The organism is Rubricoccus marinus, assembly GCF_002257665.1.
In the GTDB taxonomy this organism is placed as follows: domain Bacteria; phylum Bacteroidota; class Rhodothermia; order Rhodothermales; family Rubricoccaceae; genus Rubricoccus; species Rubricoccus marinus.
This window is the reverse complement of sequence record NZ_MQWB01000001.1, coordinates 208,963-225,495: the sequence shown is the minus strand read 5'-3', so window position 1 is coordinate 225,495 and position 16,533 is coordinate 208,963. Positions and strand designations below refer to the sequence as shown.

Sequence of the window (16,533 nt, the reverse complement as noted above, 5' to 3'; positions counted from 1 at the left end):
CGGCTCCCGAGATCACGGGGCCTCTGGCGCTCCTACGGCGTCCACACGAGCGAGTCCGTGACCGCTCGGAAGCGGGGGCCCCACTCCTCCCAGGCCTCGGCGCCGACCATGGCCTGGATGATGAGGTAGCCGTTTTCCACCGTGGGCACGAGCACGAGCACAACCATGACGGGCTCCCCTGAGTCCGCGTCGACGGCTTGCGCGATGGCTTCGACGCCCGGCATCCCGCCGACCTCCAGCTCTCGCGTCTCGACCGGGCCGATGTCGCGCACGGTTGGCGTCTGCCGGAGCCGCTGGACCGCGGCGCCTGCGATGTCGTCGCCAAGTGGGGCGGCGCCCAGCGCGGCAATGTAGAACGGCGCGCCCGCCGGCTGCGCCTCACCGTAGCCCTGCGCGAGGAGCAGCGACGCGCCGATCCTCTTGCGGACCGGGAGCGCCTCTGGCGCGTCCAGCCGGAACGGCAGCCCCTCGAAGAGATCCTCGGGCGCCGCTCCGATCGTCAGCGAGAGCACTGCGCGCTCGATCTCCTGCTGTGCCTCGCCAGAGGCCCCCTGGGGGAGCGCCGCCGTCACCATGACCACGCCGAGTGAGTCCCCCGTGGCCAGGATCCACTTGTCGAACGTCTCGCCGTAGGCCTGCTGCTGCCCGGTGACGAGAACAGAGGTGACGCCTCCAATGCCCACCTCGCGGCGCGCGGCTGCGGTGATGTTCTGCGTCGCGAGGGCCTCTGGCGTGAACGCGGCCATGATCTCCTCTAGCGGCGCCTCGGGGATCTCGACGACCATGATGGACGCGCCCAGGCTGCCGCTCTCGAAGCCGGCGAAGCGCTCGGACGGCGCGAACCCCTCGGGCGGCGTGAGGCTCGCGCGCGTGCCGGGCACGGCGACGGGTTGCGCTACAGCCGCCGCTCCGAGGAACGAGAGTAAAAAGGCGATCGGTCGCATGAATCAGGCGGAGGTCGGGCTCTCAAGATCGCCAGAGGCCTCTGGCGCGAGGGCGCGTTCGAGAAGCGTCACGAAGCGGTCAGGCGCGTCGTCCACGGTGTAGACGCTGCGCGTGCGCAACGGGCCGAGATCGAGGGCGCCTCTGGCGTGGACGACGCGCGCGGCGTTGCGCGAGGTCACCGGTGAGCGGAGGCTCCGAACCTCTGTGATGGAGCGCCGCGGGATGCGCACCCGTTGGCGGTGGACTCGATTGACGGTCAGCCACTCGGCATCTACCGTCACGGTCTCGATCACCTCCGGCGAGACGCGCCGCCGCATCAGCCACACGCCGAGTGCCATCACCGCCAGAGGCGCGCCCACGTTCAGCACGTCTTCTCCCGATGCCAGCGGCACCATCCCGCGCCGCCACGCGTCGAGCCGGAAGTAGACGAACGCCGCGAGGGAGAGAACCGCGAGGCCGCTCGCGTACAGGCCCAGGTGGTTCCAGAACGGGTTCCAATCCTCCACCTCGATCACGAGCGGCACCTCTTGCGCGACCCGAAACGAACGCCGTGGCGCCGTCAGCCACGCCGCCCGAGGCCTCTGGCGGTTGGCCGACGGGGGCGACGGTGTAAGGCTCATGCCTCTGGCGCCAGAGACTGTCCGCTTGCGGGGGCGGCCGGAGGTGGTCCGCTCTGCTCAGGGAGCGGAGGGGGCGGAGGCCGGAACCGTAGCTCCGGCGGGAGCACGTCGGTGAGGACGGTCTGGCGCCGGCCGGAGAATCCGTCCACAACGTTGACGATGGCGACCGGCGCTCGGAGCGCCTGCTGCAGATGGGCTGCGAGGAGGTGGACCTCCTGGAGGAACACCGTATCCGTCTCTATCTCAGGAATCAGCAGCATCGACACTCGCGCGCTGTCTTGGGTACGGGAAACCTGCGCGGCCTCTCCATCTGGGAAGTAGCCGAACTGACGGAGCGCGGTGCCGACGTAGCGCGCATCGGCCTCGGTCGCGTCGCCAGAGGCATAAACGGTCCCGCCGCCTACGCGCTCGTGCGGTGTCCCCTCGAATACGGGCATCGCCAAGGAAACGATCGCTCCGAGTGCCACAAGCACAGCGAATCCCCAAACAACCATCCCTGCACCTGCCCACCCAGAGCCCTTGCGTCCGCCAGCCGCGAAGTGGACATCCATGCGCTCGCTCTGGGTCTTCTCGGCGACGGCCACCGTGATCACTGCCCAGAGCCCGCTCAACAGGCCGCGATAGGCCCAGTGGCCTGTCACAGCCTCGGGAAGTTGGAGGATCAGCGCGAGCAGGAGCGCCGTCGCCACAATCCCGCCGGCCACAGCATACGTCGCCTCGCGAGCGTGGCCGAAGCGCCTCGCGTTGTAGGCCAGCGCGAACCCTCCCGCCAGAGGCCCTCCGAGGAATGCGATCCAGCCCAGCGCTGTGATCGTGAACACGCGCGGCCCGGTCGGTTCTGGCGCGGCCGGTTCCGAGGCCTCTGGCGCGGTCGGAGCGGCTGGCGTCTCGGCGGGGTCTTGCTGCGGCACGTCTATAGATGGCAGGGTCGAGAAGGGCGTGCCCGCGCGGATGCCTCTGGCGCCAGAGGCTAGTTGGTCAGGCTGCGGATGGGCGCGGGGATGCGGCCGCCGCGGCGCGCGAAGACGGCGCTGGAGAGCTGCGAGACGGGCATGATGGGCGCGCGGCCGAGGAGCCCGCCGTAGTCCGCCCACTCGCCCACGCCCTTGCCGTGGACCGGCAGGATGCGGACGGCGGTCGTCTTGTCGTTGACCATGCCGATGGCGAACTCGTCGAAGAGGATGCCCGCGATGGTCTCGGCGGGCGTGTCGCCGGGGATCGCCACCATGTCCAGGCCGACCGAGCAGATCGCGCTCATGGCTTCGAGCTTTTCGAGCGTGAGGTAGCCCTTCTCGGCCGCCGCGATCATCGCCTGGTCCTCGCTCACCGGCATAAACGCGCCGCTCAAGCCTCCGACGTGGCGCGCGGCCATCAGCCCGCCGCGCTTGACGGCTTCGTTCAGCATGGCGAGCGCGGCCGTCGTGCCCGGCGCGCCGGCGTACTCCAGACCCATCGCGACCAGGATGTCACCCACCGAATCGCGCTCGGCGGGCGTCGGCGCAAGCGAGATGTCGACCACGCCGAACGGGACGGTCTCGCCAGAGGCCTCGCTCAGCTTCTCGGCCACGCGGCGGCCGATGAGTTCGCCGGCGCGCGTGATCTTGAACGCGGTCCGCTTGATGGCGTCCGTGACCGCGCCGAAGTCGGCGGTATCGCCGAGCGCTTTCACGGCGCGCAGAACCACGCCCGGCCCGCTGATCCCGACGTTGATGACGTGGCCGGGCTCGCTCACGCCGTGGAAGGCACCCGCTACAAAGGGGTTGTCGCCCACGGCGTTGCAAAAGGCCACGAACTTGGCGCAGCCGATGGAATCGCGCTCGCCGGTAAGGCGGGCGGTCTTTTTGATCATGCGCGCCACGTCCAGGACCGCGTCGGCGTTGATGCCGGCCTGGGTGCTCCCGCACGCGACGGACGAGCACACGCGGTTGGTTGTCGCGAGCGCCTCGGGCAGCGCCTCGATGAGCGCGCGGTCGCCCGGCGTGAAGCCTTTTTCGACGAGCGCCGAGAACCCCGCGAGGTAGTCCACGCCGACCTCCTCCGCGGCCTTGTCCAGCGTTTTCGCGAGCCGCACGAAGTCCTGGGGCGAGAACCCGTCCGCCGCGATCGCCGCGGGCGTGATGGAGCACCGCTTGTTGGCGATGCTCACACCGTACAACTCCTCGATCTCGCGAGCCGCCGCCACGTGGTGCTTCGCGGTCTGCGTGATGCGGTCGTAGATGTTCTGCCGCGTGCTCTCGGGGTCGCGAGAGGCGCACCCGCGGAGGCTGATCCCCAGCGTGACGGTCCGGATGTCAAAGGCGTCGGCCTCCGTCATGCGGACGGTTTCGAGGATCTCAGGGAGGGAGAGGGGCACGGTGTGCGGGGACTGGGGTTAAGGGGACTGGGGACTGGCAGAAAGCGAACGGACCATCGCCTGGAGTTGGCGGCTGAGCGCTTGGGTCTGGTTCCGTAGATCCGCGTACGCCTCTTGCGCCAGAAAACCGAACCGGTGTGAGAGGAGGAGTTGCGTCTCCACCTCGTAGAGCGAGCCTCTGGCGACGATCACGAACCGGCGGTAGTCCGCCCGTGATCCTCTTCCCCAGCCCTCGGCGATGTTGGACGGGATGGAAACAGCGGCGCGCCGGAGTTGAGACGTGAGCCCGAAGCGCTCGTCCTCAGGGAAGGTGCGAGTTGCGGCGTATACCGCCTCCGCGAGCGCGACACCTCCACTCCACACGCGCAAATCCTCGTAGCTCCGTACAGCGCCGGAGGCACTGGGCTCGGCAACGACGCCAGAGGCGAGGTCCGCCCCCCAGTCCCCGTTCCCGAGTCCCCAGTCCCCGTCGTCACTCACGGCCTGTGCATCGCCTGGAACAGCTCCTCGTGCTGGGCGAGGACGCGGGCGCCGAGGGCCTCGCCGCGGGCCTGGAGCCTCTGGCGGACCGTGCCGAACTCGACGGTGCCGGCGGGGAGGTCGGCGAAGAGGACGATGGTGAAGTACCCCTGGAGCACCTTTTGCGACACGTCCAGGATGTTGACGCCCATGTCGGCCAGCTCAGTGCTGACGGCGGCGAGCACGCCCGGCGTGTCGCGGCCGTAGGCCGTGACCACGAAGCGCGTAACGTCGGGCGCGGGCCCGTCGTCGAAGCTCGCGGCGACGCTTCGCACCGAGGTGGCGCTGGCGCCAGAGGCCGCGCGCGGCGGGGAGTCCTTTCGCTCCGCCTGCAACACGGCGCGCGCGATGTGCTCCACGCGCTCGGGGGTGGCGGCGTCGCCGAGGGCGGCGGCGATGCGGTCGATAAGGGCGCGGACGTCTTGAGGCACGAGCGGAGCGGGAGAGGCGGCCAGAAGCTACGGGCGATGCGAGAGCCCCGCGCGCGCCTCTGGCGCCCTACGCGAACGCGAGCGCGAGGTGGGGGTTGGCGTCCCTCCCACCTCCCCTCCCGCCCGTGTACGAGATCGAACACGACTTCTCCTGCCCCTACTGCCTCGCGCCCATCTCGATGCTGCTGGACCCCAGCATCGCCTCTCAGACCTACGTCGAGGACTGCGAGGTGTGCTGCTCGCCCATCGAAATCCGGTACCAGATTGAGGACGACGCCGTCGTCGCGTTCAGCGCGGAGCGGCTTGTGGAGTAGCGCCGAACCCTTCGCGTGCGCTTCGCCAGAGGCGATTCTGGTCTTCTCGGAACGAGCCCGTAACAATTCGGTAACATTGGAAACACAGACCCAAACCTCCTATGTGGCTCATCGACGCCTTCCGCAGCACTCCCTCTCCCCTCGTCCAGCAGGGCACCGCCACGATTGGCGAGATGCTCTCGACAAGCGCGGAGATGTTCGACGCCTCCACGGCGTGCCTGCTCGACAACGAGCCGCTCACGCAGGACCTCAGCGCGATGGACGACATCGTGAATGACGGGGAAAAGACGGTCCGCCGGACCGTTCTGGAGCATCTCGCGGTGGCACCGCAGGATGACCTCTCGTGGAGCCTCCTGCTCCTTTCGGCTATTCAGGACGCCGAGCGCAGCGGCGATCTCTCGAAAAGCCTCGCCAAGGCTGCGGCCCTCGCCGACACCCCGCGCCAGGGGCCGCACGTCCAAACGCTTCGCGGCATCCGCGACGACGTCCGCGCGATGTTCGACGCCACGAAGCGCTCGTTCGCCAACGGCGACGCCTCTGGCGCCCACGCCGTGCTAAACACCAACCGCGACCTAAAGGCCCGCGTCGCGACGCTCCTGGAGGACATCTCGAAGGACACGTCGCTGACGCCGAACGCGGCGACGGTGCTCGCACTCAGCGCGCGGATGATCGGCCGGATGGGTAGCCACCTCGCCAACATCGCCTCGGCTGTCGCGCTTCCGTTCGACATGGTGCGCGGCGGCGGAAAGGCCGCCTAGGTTTCGGCGCCAGAGGCCTCTGGCGCCCCTTCGGCTGCTCTCGCGAGGAGGGCAGCGACGCGGTGACCTCGCGGTTCGGCGCTCGTCTAGGCGAGGTTGCGTCGCTGACGTTCTAACGGCATTGGCTCCGCTAGAGCGCCTCACTCCCGCGCGAGGCGCTTCAAGACCGGCCGCAGCGCGGGCTCCAGCAGCAGCCCCTCGTGCCGCATCCGCACGCGGCCGGCGCGGTCGATGACATACGTCGTCGGTAGCACGCGGCCCTCTGGCGCCGGCCCGTCGAGCGCCCCCACCATGACGAGCGGGTACGGCACCTCGTAGCGCGCGCCGAAACGGCGTACGGCGTCCTCGTCGTCTTCGGCCGCGAGGCCGACGAACTGCACGTCGCCTTCGAAGCTGTTCGCGAGGTCCACGAAGCCGGGCGTCTCCACCACGCATGGCGGGCACCACGTCGCCCACACGTTGAGCACGACGACCTGCCCGACGTAGGCGCCGAGGTCTACCGCCTCGCCGCTGATCGCCGTTCCCGCCAGAGGCGGCGCCGGGCCGAGGTCCGGCAGGCGGTAGTCCGGCAGGTAACGCCAGACGACCACGGCGAGCAACCCCACCCAGAGCAGCCTGTGGCCCCAGGTCCGCGCGCGCACGCCGCGCGGGCTCTCCCATGCTGCGCGGAGCCTCTGGCGAGGCGGTGGCTCGCCAGAGGCCCCCTCCTGCTGCCCAGTATCGCGGGCGCCAGAGCGGAGATCTCGTGGGTCCGTGCTCGGCGTCACGAGATCGCCGCGCGTTCGCTCGCGATGACGCCGATTGGGGTAGAGCGCAAGCAGAGCGTGTTCATAGCCCGGCCGCCTCGCCAGAGGCTTCGGGCGCCTCCTCCGCCTCCACGTAGTGCGGCGCCAGAGGCATGCGCAGGAGCGAGCCCATGGACTCCTCGCCCGGGAACTGGTTGAGGCCGAAGTCGATGGTCTCGGGCCTCTCGCGGAGGCGAAACGAGCCGAAAAGCCGGTCCCACCACGAGAAGAGCGCGCTGTAGTTGGAGTCCGTCTCGCGCTGCACCCGCGAGTGGTGCACCTTGTGGACGTGCGGCGTCACGATGACGGCGCGCAGCGCCCGGTCCAGCCGCGGGCCGACGCCGATGTTGGCGTGGTGGAACTGCACGACGGCGAACATCAGCGTCTCGTACAGCACAAGCTCCCACGCCGTCGCGCCGATAAGCACGAGTAGCGGGATGCGGAGCGCGGACGAGAGCACGATCTCGCCGGTGTGGAAGCGGCTCGCCGTCGTCACGTCCATGTGCGCGTCCGAGTGGTGCACGCGGTGAAAGCGCCAGAGGAACGGGACGACGTGATTGGCGCGGTGCCACGCGTACGTCCACACGTCGAGCAGCAGGACCGCGAGCATGGCGTGCAGCCACGGCGCCAGAGGCACGAGGTTGAGGAGCCCCCAGCCTCTGGCGGAGGCCGCATCGGCCGCGAGCACCCAGAGGCTCGCGAAGACGACGGCCACGAGGGCGCCGTTGGCGAGCCCGAGCGCGAGGTTGCGGAGCGCGTGCCGCCCCCGCTCCGTCCGCCTCTGGCGGAAGAAGTCGAAAAACGGGTGGGCGCTCTCCGCCAGCAGCAGCGCGGCGAGGACCGCCACCGCCGCCGCCGACTGCGTGAGCTGAAGAGCGCCTAGATCCATCACGCGACCTCGGCGCCGGCCTTCGCCAGAGGCTCGAACCCGCCGATGTTGGTCGCGCCCTCGTGGCCCATCTGCTGGAGCGCCTTCGCGGCCTGCCCGGAGCGGTTGCCGGAGCGGCAGTAGAGGTAGACAGGGCCGCTGGCGGGCAGGTTCATCGCCTCGATCTTCTGCTGGAAATCGGGCGCCATCACGTCCACGTTGACGGAGCCTTTGAGGTGGCCGCCGGCGTACTCGCCGGGCGTGCGGACATCGAGGAGCGGCGCGTCGGCGTCGTGATCGGCGACGTAATCGGAGGGGGACATGGCGTTGCTGGAGCCGCCCATGAGGCGGGAGAGGAAGGACATCGTGAGGGGCGCCTCTGGCGCCAGAGGCTAGGAAGGAAGGTGAGCGCTGAGCCAGCGGCGGATCTCGGGCTCGGGAAGCGCGCCCGTGAACTCCGCTTCGACCTCACCATCGACGAACAGCTTGACGGCGGGAATCCCGCGGATCTCGAAGCGCTGGCTCAGCGCCGGGTGCGCGTCGGTGTTGATCTTGACGAGGCGCCACGCGCCGCCGCTCTCGCGGGCCAGCTTCTCGATGGTCGGCCCGAGCACGCGGCACGGGCCGCACCACGGCGCCCAGAAGTCGACGAGGACGGGTTTCTCGTGGCTCTTGTCGAGTACGGCGGTCTGGAATTTGTCGGGCATCGGGTTAGGCGAGTGTCATCGCGAAGAGCGACGCGGCGAGTAGGGCGGAGGGCGCTCGGTGCCATCGGGTCGCGGCGCTTCGCTCGCGATGGCACCCGGCGGGGAGGCTGGTGTCCTCTGGCGCAATTACGCCGCCGGCATCGCGGCCCAGCCGGTGCAGTAGCCGTTCGCGACGACCGGCCCGGCGAAGAGCTTGCAGCCGCCGCACGCGCCCTCGCCCGCAGGCGCGATGTAGGACGCGCAGTTCGCGCAGTTCTGCGCCGCGTTGGGCGTCTGGTCCACGTACTGGAACGTCTGGCGGATCTGCAGGTCCGCGGGCGCGACCGAGGCGTAGCCCTCGCAGGCGGCGGCCGTGGTGGGCGCGCCTCCCCCACCGCAGGCGGTGAGGAGACCGGAGGCGCTCACGACGGCGCCAGCGGCGGCGAAGCGGGCGAGGAAATCGCGGCGGGAAACGGAGTTGGGCATGGGAGTGCGGGGATGCGGCGCCAGGGCGCCAGAGGCCGGTGCGGCCTGGATGGAAAGAGCCTATTCCGTGGGGAGACCAGCGGTTTCGAGCGAGGAGAATCCCCCGGCGTTGTAGACCTCGGAAAAACCGGCGTCTGCAAGCGACTGCGCCGCGCGGCCAGAGCGGGCGCCAGAGGCGCAGTACAGCACCACCGGGCGCGAGGGGTCCAGCGCCGACGCCGCGCGGCCCGCGAAGCCGGGGCCGTACGCGATCGTGCTCGCACCCCGGAGCGTGCCGCTGGCGGCGATCTCCAGGCCCGTCCGCACGTCCACGAGTTGCGCCTGGGGCGTGGCGTCGAGAAACGCCGCCGTTTCGGCGGGCGAGAGCGAGCCGAGGATCGGGTCGGCCTCTGGCGCGACGGCCTCTGGCGTTGCGAGTGTAGCGGCCTCTGGCGCGGGTGCCTGCGCGGTCTCCGCCAGAGGCGCCGCCTCGGCTTCGAAGACGCGCGGGCCTTCCTGCACGAGGATAAAGAGGCCCATGCAGACGAGGAAGACCGCGAAGCCGCGCCGCAGCTGCTTCTGCGGCACGCGCTGGCTCATCTTCGCGCCGACAAGCGAGCCGCCGATGCCGATGGCCGCGAACAGCCCCACGAGCCCCCAGTCCACGCCGCCGCCAGAGGCCTGGAGCACGTCGAGGTACTTCAAAAAACCCGTCGCGCTGTTGAGCACGATGATGGAGAGGCTCGTGCCGACCGCGAGGCGCATGTCCAGCCCGACGAGGAGCACGAGCGCCGGGATGATCAGGAAGCCGCCGCCGACGCCGACCAAGCCCGTCATCACGCCGACGCCCGCGCCCAGCAGCGCCACCACCCACGCCGCGCGCCTCTGGCGCCCCGCCTCCATTCCGGCGCGGCCCTTCAGCATCGCGCCAGCAGCCCCGATCATCACGATCCCGAACAGCACGAGCTGCGCCGCGCCCGGCACGTACGCCGCGAGCGCCGCCCCCGCGTAGGTCCCGATAATGCCCGGCACGCCGAAGCCCAGCACACTTTTCCAGTCCACGAGCCCCTGGCGCGCGTACGTCAGCGCGCCGACCGACGCGATGGCGCCGACGATCGCGAGGCTCTCCGCGATGGCGACCTTCTCCGGCTGATCCGCGAGGTAGACGAGAACCGGGACGGCGAGGATGGAGCCGCCGGAGCCGAGGAGGCCGAGAACGAGGCCGATGGCGACGGCGCCGAGGAGTGCGTAGAGCATGGAAAGAATCGGGACGGGCAGCGTGTGCCCGTCAGGGGTTGAGCCTCCCTCCGATGCTCGCGCCAGAGGCCTCTGGCGGCAGCGCGGCCCCTAGCGGGCGTCGGAAGGCGGCGGGAGCACGCAGCGGTTGCTGAGGCCCGAAAGGAGTGGCGCGAGCGCCGCGAGGGCGGCGATTCGGCCCGGCCACGTATCGAGGGCCGTAAGGCCCCACGTGAACAAACTGGAGCCCGCGGCAACGCGAGCAAGGCGGCCCCGGTCGGAGCCCATAAAGCGGAGAAACGTGTCGGTCATCGTTGGAAAGGCGGGGGGCCCTTCTATACAGCAAACCGACGCAGAACAGGCCACAGGCCGCCAGAGGCCTCGGGCGTTAGAGAGATGCCCGCGCCTCGGCGCCGCTCAGCGGAGCGCCCAGCAGCGGCCCGAGCGCGCACACGTCGAACGCGCCCGCGCCCAGCGGAACGAGGGCAAGCGCGGCGGTGAGCGTGCCGCCCGGCTTGGGTCGGCGCGAGAGGCCAAGCGCGAGGAGCCCCAGCCCAGCGGCGACGCGCGTGGCGCGGCCGGCGGGCGAGACCATGAACTGAACGAAAGCGTCTTTCATCGGGGTCGGGGATGGCGCCAGAGGCCTCTGGCGCGTGGTAGGATCAGGCGGTCTGCGCCTCTGGCATGCCGGTCTCGACGGCGCCAGAGGCGATCTCGCGGTAGTGAGGGAAGCCGTCGCCCACGTAGCGCACGTCGCGCCCTTCGCGGGCGAGGAACGCGGCGGCGACGGCGGCGCGGACGCCGCTCTGGCAGTGGACGTAGAGCGGCGAGCCCTCGGGGACATCGCCCAAGCGCCCGGCCAGGCGCGTGTGCGCGATGTTCGTCGCGCCCGGCACGTGGCCTGCGCCGAACTCGGCCAGCCGGCGCACGTCGAGCACGGCGGCCTCTGGCGCGCGGCTCACCACGTCCTCGAACGTCACCTCGGGGATCGTCTCGCCGCCAGAGGCGTCGAGCGCGGCCTGGAGCGTTTCGTAGGTCGCGTAGCCCTGCACGTTGTCGTAGCCGATGCGGACCAGATCGCGCACGGCCTCCTCGATGCGGGCCTCTGGCGCGACGAGCACGAGCGGCGTCGCGGGGTCGGTCACGAAGGAGCCGACAACGGTGTTGAACGACTTGCCGAGCGGGCTGTATAGCGCGCCGGGCAGGTGCGCGGCCATAAACGCCGAGCGGTCGGCGCGCGTGTCGATCACGACGGCCTCTGGCGCGAGGTCCGCGAGTTCTTGCGGCGAGAGCGCGCGCGGCGTGGGCAGCGCCGCCAGAGGCGGGACGCCGTCGCGGTTCTGCTGCTTCATGCGGCCGAAGTAGAGCGGCGGCTCGGGCTGCGCGTCCAGAATCGCGTCCACAAAGGCCTCTTGTCCGCGTCGGGCCGCGTCGATAGAGCCGTTGTAGGCCCGCTCGTAGCCGACGGTCGACTGCGGAATCGCGCCGAGCGCCTTGCCGCACGCGCTTCCCGCGCCGTGGCCGGGCCAGACCTGGAGCCCGTCGTCCAGATCGAGAAAGCGCTGGACCGAGTCGTAGAGCGCGCGCGCCGCCGGGTCCTGCGCGCCGGCCTGCCCGGCGGCGCTCTCCAAAAGGTCCGGCCGACCGAGGTCGCCCACGAACACGAAGTCGCCAGAGGCGATCCCCATCGGCGTGGACGCGCCGCCGCCGTGGTCGGTGACGAGGTAGCTCAGGTGCTCCGGCGTGTGGCCGGGCGAATGCACGGCGGTGATCTCGATGTTGCCGACGCGGAACGTGTCGCCGTCGCGGAGAAAGGTCACGTCCTCGCGGTCCTTGGCCCAGAACGAGCCCCAGCCCGCCTCCTCGCCCTCGGCGGAGAGGAACAGCCGCGCGCCGGTTGCCTCGGCGAGGCCTCTGGCGCCCGAGAGGAAGTCGGCGTGGATGTGCGTCTCGGCGACGTGCGTGATCGTCAGGCCCTCCTCGGCCGCGATCGCGAGGTAGCGGTCGATGTCGCGCTCGGGGTCGATCAGGAGCGCCTCTTTGGTGCGCTGGCAGCCGATGAGGTAGGCGTACTGCGCGAGCTTGGAATCGGTGATCTGTCGGAACAGCATGTCGGTCGGGGTCGGAGCGCCGCCAGAGGCCGCGCGGTCGGATTCAGTGTACTAGTGGGGGAGTCGGTCGCGGAGCAGCGCGTAGCTCCACGTCCCGGCAAGGGCCGCCACGAGGGCGACGAGCATCACGCTGATGCCTCCGCCGAGGAGGGCGACGAGCGGGCCGGGGCACGCGCCGAGCAGCGCCCAGCCCAGTCCGAACACGGTCCCGCCCATCCAGTAGCGGGCGCCGGGCACGCGGGAATCGCCCCACGCCTTTGGCGCGATGCGGATGGGCTCGCCAGAGGCCGTCGTGAGACCAAGCTTCTGGATCGCCCACACGCCGAGCGCGGCGGTCGCCACGGCCGAGCCGATCACGCCGTACATGTGGAAGCTCTCGAAGCGGAACATCTCGACGATGCGAAACCACGAGACGACCTGGCTCTGCACGAGGACGAGCCCGAAAGCGGCGCCGAGCAGGCCGTAGAGGAGAAAGGCGCCGAACGACACGCCAGAGGCGGGATCGCCGGGGCGGTGGTCCACCTGCTGCGTGTCCGTGCAGGCTTCTGGCGCGAGGGTGGCGACGCCGCCAGAGGCGGAGTCGGGGGCGTCGGCGTGACGCCAGCGGGGATCGGGGGGCGTCATGGTGCGAGGAGAAACGGGAGGAGAACGTGGACGACGAGGAGGCCACCGGCGAAGAAGCCGCCGACGGCGACGAGGGACGGCACTTGGAGCGTGGCGAGGCCTGTGATGGCGTGGCCGCTCGTGCAGCCACCCGCCCACCGCGCGCCGAAGCCCACGAGGAAGCCGCCGCCGATCACGAGCAGCGCGCCGGCGGGCGTCGCGAGCGCGCTCCACGAGATGAGCTGCGACGGCACGAAGCCCGTCAGATCGGTGATGCCCATGCCCGCAAGCGCCGCGGCGGTCTCGGGCGCCAGCGCCAGAGGCGCGCTCGGGTCGGAGAGCAGCCGGAGGCCGACAAAGCCGCCGACGCCGATGCCGAGCGCGAAGATGAGATTCCACGCGCCGGTTGTACGCCAGTCGTAGCGCAGGAACGATGGCTTGGCCCCTTGCGGCAGCGGGATCGCCGCGCAGGCGTGGCGGAGGTTGGCGGAGACACCGAAGGTTCGGCCTCCTACGAGAAGCAAAATGGGCACGAGGAGGCCGATCAGAGGACCGGCGACGTACCACGGGAGTGGGGAGACGGCAGCGAGCATGGTGGTGGGGTTGCTTGGCCCAACATACAACCCCACGGTTGCATCGTTCCATCTGAACAGCAAAGGAGCGAAGAAGACACGCCTCCTCGGTTGTACCACCGTCCCACGCGCCAGAGGCCACACGCGCCAGAGGCCTCTGGCGCCGCGCGCGCCGCTGGGCGCGCCGTGCAGTATTCTCCCGCTCATGGACGCCCCCGTGCCCGCCTCCCTCCTCGAAAGCGCCGCCGAGCGCTTCCGCCTCATGGGCGACCCTGTGCGGCTGCGCCTCCTCAACGTCCTCCTGGAGCGCGGCGAGGCCAGCGTGCAGGACCTCGCGGACGTGACGGCGCAGAGCCACCAGAACACGTCCAAGCACCTCCGCAAGCTGGCCGAGGGCGGCCTTGTCGGCGCCCGCCGCAACGGCTCGCACGCGGTCTACCGCGTCACGGACGCCAGCGTGCCGGGCCTCTGCCTCCTCGTCTGCGGCTCCCTCCGTGCCACGCAGGACTAGGCCTCTGGCGGGGACCGCTGGGGACTGGGGACTGGAAGCAAGCCGGCCTCTGGCGAACGCGCAAGCTCCTGGCGCCAGAGGCGCACCTGTTTCGCCTCCCCAACCGGTGTCATCGCGAGCGGAGCGCGGCGATCTCGTGACGCCGGTCGCGGACTCACCAGGTCGAGCCGCTCCGTGCAATGCCGGCCTCTGGCGGCACCCCACCTGCCGCGCGAGATTGCCGCCGTGCTCTACGCCCTCCTCCCCACCCATCTCGGCGACCTCCTCGCGCTCTCGAACGGCGCCGCGCTGACCTCGCTCGCCTTTGACGCTGCGCCCCCGCCAGAGGCCCGGCGGGACGACCCGGCGTTTGGGAATCTCCGCGCTCACCTCGGCGCCTACTTCGCAGGCGAGCGCGTGGCCTTCGACCTGCCTCTGGCGCCAGAGGCCTGCCGTGTGGGGCGGGTCCCCGCCACGCCGTTCCAGCGCGCGGTCTGGGACCAGCTTCGGGCGATCCCGCACGGCGAGACGCGCTCCTACGGCGACCTCGCGAAAGCCCTCGGGCAGCCTCTGGCGGCGCAGGCGGTCGGCGCGGCGAACGGGCAGAACCCCCTGGCGATCGTCGTTCCCTGCCACCGCGTGATCGGCGCCGACGGGTCGCTGACGGGCTACGCGGGCGGGCTGCACCGCAAGCGCGCGCTTCTCGCGCTGGAATCGCGCCAGCAGTCGCTGTTCTAAGCATCTGGCGCCAGAGGCGGCGTGGAGATGGGGCCGCGGGAAGCAACGCCAGAGGCCCGGTTTGGACGAGGCCTCTGGCGGCAGATCTGCTCAGCCCGCGCCCCTGAGGCGCGCATCCCCTACCCTGCTAGTGCTCGCCGGCCGTGACGCGCATCATCTCGCTCATGCTCGTATCGCCACGCTTGACGAGTTCGCGGGCCGAGGCCTGAAGCGTGAGCATGCCCTCGCTGATCGCGAGTTCGCGGATGCCGTCCTCGTCGATCGTGTCACCGGCCTCGACGATGGCCTGACGGATGGCGGGCGAGAAGTACAGCGCCTCAGCAACGGCACGGCGGCCTTTGTAGCCGCGTCCCTTGCAGTTGGGGCAAGCGCCGCCCGCGTTAGGCTCATAAAACGTCGTCGACGCGATCTCCTCCTCGCTGAAGCCCAACTCGCGGGCCATGATGAGGTCCGGGTCCGGGTTCGCCTTTTTGCAGTCCGGGCAGAGGCCACGGATCAGGCGCTGCGCCACGATCAGGTTGATGGCGTACGCGATCAGGAAGGGCTCCAGGCCCATCTTGTACAGTCGCGAGACCGCCGAGGGCGCGTCGTTGGTGTGGAGCGTGGAGAACGTGAGGTGGCCCGTGTTCGCGAGCTTCACGCCCAGCTCGGCGGTGTCCTTGTCACGCATCTCACCCACCATGACCACGTCGGGGTCGTGCCGCAGAATCGCGCGGAGGGCGCCTTCCAGCGAGAGCTTGTGGCTCAGCTTGATCTGGCGCACGCCCGGGATGATGTACTCCACCGGGTCCTCGACCGTGAGCACGTTGATCTCGGGGACGACGACGTTGCTGAGCGCCGCGACGAGCGTCGTGGACTTACCCGAGCCCGTCGGACCGGTGAGGATCACCATGCCGTCCGGCTGGCGGATCGCCTTGTCGAACTGCGCGAGGGCGCCTTCGAGCAGGCCCAGCTTGCTGAGGTCCGTGACCACCTTCCGGTCATCCAGGACACGAATAACGATGGACTCGGCGCGGAGCTCGGGGTTGGCGTTCGCAATCGGCAGGATGCTCACGCGGTAGCGGATCAGGGTCCCGTCCACCTTGCGCTGGATAAACCCGTCCTGCGCCATGTCGCGCTCGAACCGGTCCACGTTAAGGGCGGAGTCCTTGATCACCGAGAGCAGCGCCTCGGGGTGGCCGCGGTCTTCGGTGTGCCAGTGCTGCAAACGGCCGTCCGTGCGGAAGTGCACCTCGGTTTGCCGGTTGGCATTCGGCCAGATGTGGATGTCGCTCGCGCCCGTGCGGACGGACTCGACAAAGATGGCCTCGGCGAGGTTGACGAGCGACGAGCGCGCGATCTCGGCTTCGAGCGCGTCCTCGTCGACGAGCTTTTTGTCGCCGCTCTCGAACGAGACACCAAAGTCGAAGTCAGCGCCGGAGTCCTCAGCGAGGCGCTCCAGGTACTCGTTTTTGCGCGGGAACGCCTCCTCGATGACCTTGTCGACCGCGCCCGCTGGCGCGTAGCACAGCTCGAAACGTTCGAGTTCCAGGGCGTTGACCGCCTTCTGGAGCTCGGGCCGCATCGGGTCCTCGGTGATAAAGACCAGCTTGAGGATGCCGCTCGGTTGATCCTGAGCGTAGGCGTACGGCGCCGCCCGGAGGTCGATCAGCTCTTCCCGGAGTTCATCCGGGAACGACTCCATGACCGTCTTGACGAACTCGGCCTCCGGCTCCCGCTCCGCTACGGGCGCGATGCGGAAGGCGTAGGTCGCCGCCGCTTGCGCAAAGACGAGATCGCGGTCTACGCCGCGGGTCCCGGCGAGGGCCCGCCAGAGGGGCGTCCGAGCCCCCAGGGACTGCCGAGCGCGCTCGGCGTCCGTGACCTGCTCCGCAGTGACCTGCCCGCGCCGGAGCAGCGCCTGCACGACGCGGTCTTGGACCTGCGGGGCACCGGGGACAGCCGAGGGGCTGCCGCCAGAGGCGCCGTCTCCGCCGAGCGAGCGGGGAGTTCGGGTGAGGGCTGCCGGAGGCATAGCGAACGACGTGGTAGGAGAAGAA

At 70.2% G+C, this 16,533-nt stretch carries 22 protein-coding genes; 4 read left to right on the top strand and 18 right to left on the bottom strand.

Going from position 1 to position 16,533, the window contains the following annotated elements; all coding sequences use genetic code 11:
- Positions 1–32: 32 nt before the first annotated feature.
- The 6 genes from BSZ36_RS00905 to BSZ36_RS00880 are packed head-to-tail and all read right to left on the bottom strand — an operon-like array spanning position 33 to position 4,868.
- Positions 33–944 (bottom strand): hypothetical protein, encoded by a 912-nt coding sequence (locus BSZ36_RS00905; RefSeq protein ID WP_094545284.1) that lies wholly within the window; start codon positions 942–944, stop codon positions 33–35.
- Between the two features lie 3 nt (positions 945–947).
- Positions 948–1,565 carry a hypothetical protein gene (locus BSZ36_RS00900; RefSeq protein WP_143536701.1) on the bottom strand — a complete coding sequence of 206 codons (618 nt, stop codon included), beginning with the start codon at positions 1,563–1,565 and terminating at the stop codon, positions 948–950.
- Positions 1,562–2,476: a hypothetical protein gene (locus BSZ36_RS00895; protein WP_094545282.1), complete on the bottom strand. Its 915-nt coding sequence runs from the start codon at positions 2,474–2,476 to the stop codon at positions 1,562–1,564. Before BSZ36_RS00895 ends, BSZ36_RS00900 begins: the two co-directional genes overlap by 4 nt.
- A 59-nt stretch (positions 2,477–2,535) precedes the next feature.
- On the bottom strand, positions 2,536–3,918 hold the full coding sequence (locus BSZ36_RS00890; RefSeq protein WP_094545281.1) for a PFL family protein: 1,383 nt from the start codon (positions 3,916–3,918) through the stop codon (positions 2,536–2,538).
- A gap of 18 nt (positions 3,919–3,936) precedes the next feature.
- Positions 3,937–4,398: a four helix bundle protein gene (locus BSZ36_RS00885; RefSeq protein WP_094545280.1), complete on the bottom strand. Its 462-nt coding sequence runs from the start codon at positions 4,396–4,398 to the stop codon at positions 3,937–3,939.
- Positions 4,395–4,868: an ACT domain-containing protein gene (locus BSZ36_RS00880; protein WP_143536700.1), complete on the bottom strand. Its 474-nt coding sequence runs from the start codon at positions 4,866–4,868 to the stop codon at positions 4,395–4,397. The genes BSZ36_RS00885 and BSZ36_RS00880 overlap by 4 nt, the downstream gene beginning before the upstream one ends.
- Before the next feature lie 134 nt (positions 4,869–5,002).
- Between BSZ36_RS00880 and BSZ36_RS00875 the strand changes: the two genes are divergently transcribed.
- Positions 5,003–5,182 (top strand): CPXCG motif-containing cysteine-rich protein, encoded by a 180-nt coding sequence (locus tag BSZ36_RS00875; RefSeq protein WP_094551077.1) that lies wholly within the window; start codon positions 5,003–5,005, stop codon positions 5,180–5,182.
- 101 nt (positions 5,183–5,283) lie between these two features.
- Positions 5,284–5,940, top strand: coding sequence for a PhoU domain-containing protein (locus BSZ36_RS00870; RefSeq protein WP_094545278.1), 657 nt, complete (start codon positions 5,284–5,286; stop codon positions 5,938–5,940).
- A 140-nt stretch (positions 5,941–6,080) separates the two neighbouring features.
- Here BSZ36_RS00870 and BSZ36_RS00865 read toward each other — a convergent pair whose 3' ends face one another.
- The 11 genes from BSZ36_RS00865 to BSZ36_RS00815 form a co-directional block, all read right to left on the bottom strand.
- On the bottom strand, positions 6,081–6,707 hold the full coding sequence (locus BSZ36_RS00865; RefSeq protein ID WP_179270950.1) for a TlpA family protein disulfide reductase: 627 nt from the start codon (positions 6,705–6,707) through the stop codon (positions 6,081–6,083).
- A gap of 61 nt (positions 6,708–6,768) precedes the next feature.
- Positions 6,769–7,614, bottom strand: coding sequence for a sterol desaturase family protein (locus BSZ36_RS00860; protein WP_094545276.1), 846 nt, complete (start codon positions 7,612–7,614; stop codon positions 6,769–6,771).
- Entirely contained in the window at positions 7,614–7,958 is a 345-nt protein-coding gene (locus tag BSZ36_RS00855; protein WP_094545275.1) for a rhodanese-like domain-containing protein, read from the bottom strand. Before BSZ36_RS00855 ends, BSZ36_RS00860 begins: the two co-directional genes overlap by 1 nt.
- A gap of 27 nt (positions 7,959–7,985) precedes the next feature.
- Positions 7,986–8,300 carry a thioredoxin family protein gene (locus tag BSZ36_RS00850; protein WP_094545274.1) on the bottom strand — a complete coding sequence of 105 codons (315 nt, stop codon included), beginning with the start codon at positions 8,298–8,300 and terminating at the stop codon, positions 7,986–7,988.
- Positions 8,301–8,426: 126 nt separating this feature from the next.
- A complete protein-coding gene (locus BSZ36_RS00845; protein ID WP_094545273.1) occupies positions 8,427–8,765 on the bottom strand; it encodes a high-potential iron-sulfur protein in 339 nt (112 codons plus the stop codon).
- A 60-nt stretch (positions 8,766–8,825) separates the two neighbouring features.
- Complete coding sequence (locus BSZ36_RS19160) at positions 8,826–10,001, bottom strand: TSUP family transporter (RefSeq protein ID WP_179270949.1); 1,176 nt, start codon at positions 9,999–10,001, stop codon at positions 8,826–8,828.
- 90 nt (positions 10,002–10,091) lie between these two features.
- Positions 10,092–10,292 (bottom strand): YgaP-like transmembrane domain, encoded by a 201-nt coding sequence (locus BSZ36_RS00835; protein WP_094545272.1) that lies wholly within the window; start codon positions 10,290–10,292, stop codon positions 10,092–10,094.
- Between the two features lie 76 nt (positions 10,293–10,368).
- Complete coding sequence (locus BSZ36_RS00830; protein ID WP_094545271.1) at positions 10,369–10,599, bottom strand: YgaP-like transmembrane domain; 231 nt, start codon at positions 10,597–10,599, stop codon at positions 10,369–10,371.
- A 43-nt stretch (positions 10,600–10,642) separates the two neighbouring features.
- Positions 10,643–12,091, bottom strand: coding sequence for an MBL fold metallo-hydrolase (locus BSZ36_RS00825; protein ID WP_094545270.1), 1,449 nt, complete (start codon positions 12,089–12,091; stop codon positions 10,643–10,645).
- A 51-nt stretch (positions 12,092–12,142) separates the two neighbouring features.
- Positions 12,143–12,715, bottom strand: coding sequence for a DUF6691 family protein (locus BSZ36_RS00820; protein WP_143536699.1), 573 nt, complete (start codon positions 12,713–12,715; stop codon positions 12,143–12,145).
- Complete coding sequence (locus BSZ36_RS00815) at positions 12,712–13,287, bottom strand: YeeE/YedE family protein (protein ID WP_094545269.1); 576 nt, start codon at positions 13,285–13,287, stop codon at positions 12,712–12,714. Before BSZ36_RS00815 ends, BSZ36_RS00820 begins: the two co-directional genes overlap by 4 nt.
- A 196-nt stretch (positions 13,288–13,483) precedes the next feature.
- Between BSZ36_RS00815 and BSZ36_RS00810 the strand changes: the two genes are divergently transcribed.
- Positions 13,484–13,777 (top strand): ArsR/SmtB family transcription factor, encoded by a 294-nt coding sequence (locus tag BSZ36_RS00810; RefSeq protein WP_218827504.1) that lies wholly within the window; start codon positions 13,484–13,486, stop codon positions 13,775–13,777.
- A gap of 225 nt (positions 13,778–14,002) precedes the next feature.
- On the top strand, positions 14,003–14,494 hold the full coding sequence (locus tag BSZ36_RS00805) for a methylated-DNA--[protein]-cysteine S-methyltransferase (protein WP_094545267.1): 492 nt from the start codon (positions 14,003–14,005) through the stop codon (positions 14,492–14,494).
- Positions 14,495–14,621: 127 nt separating this feature from the next.
- On the opposite strand, the gene BSZ36_RS00800 is transcribed toward BSZ36_RS00805, so the two are convergent.
- Complete coding sequence (locus tag BSZ36_RS00800) at positions 14,622–16,508, bottom strand: GspE/PulE family protein (RefSeq protein WP_094545266.1); 1,887 nt, start codon at positions 16,506–16,508, stop codon at positions 14,622–14,624.
- Between the last annotated feature and the right edge of the window lie 25 nt (positions 16,509–16,533).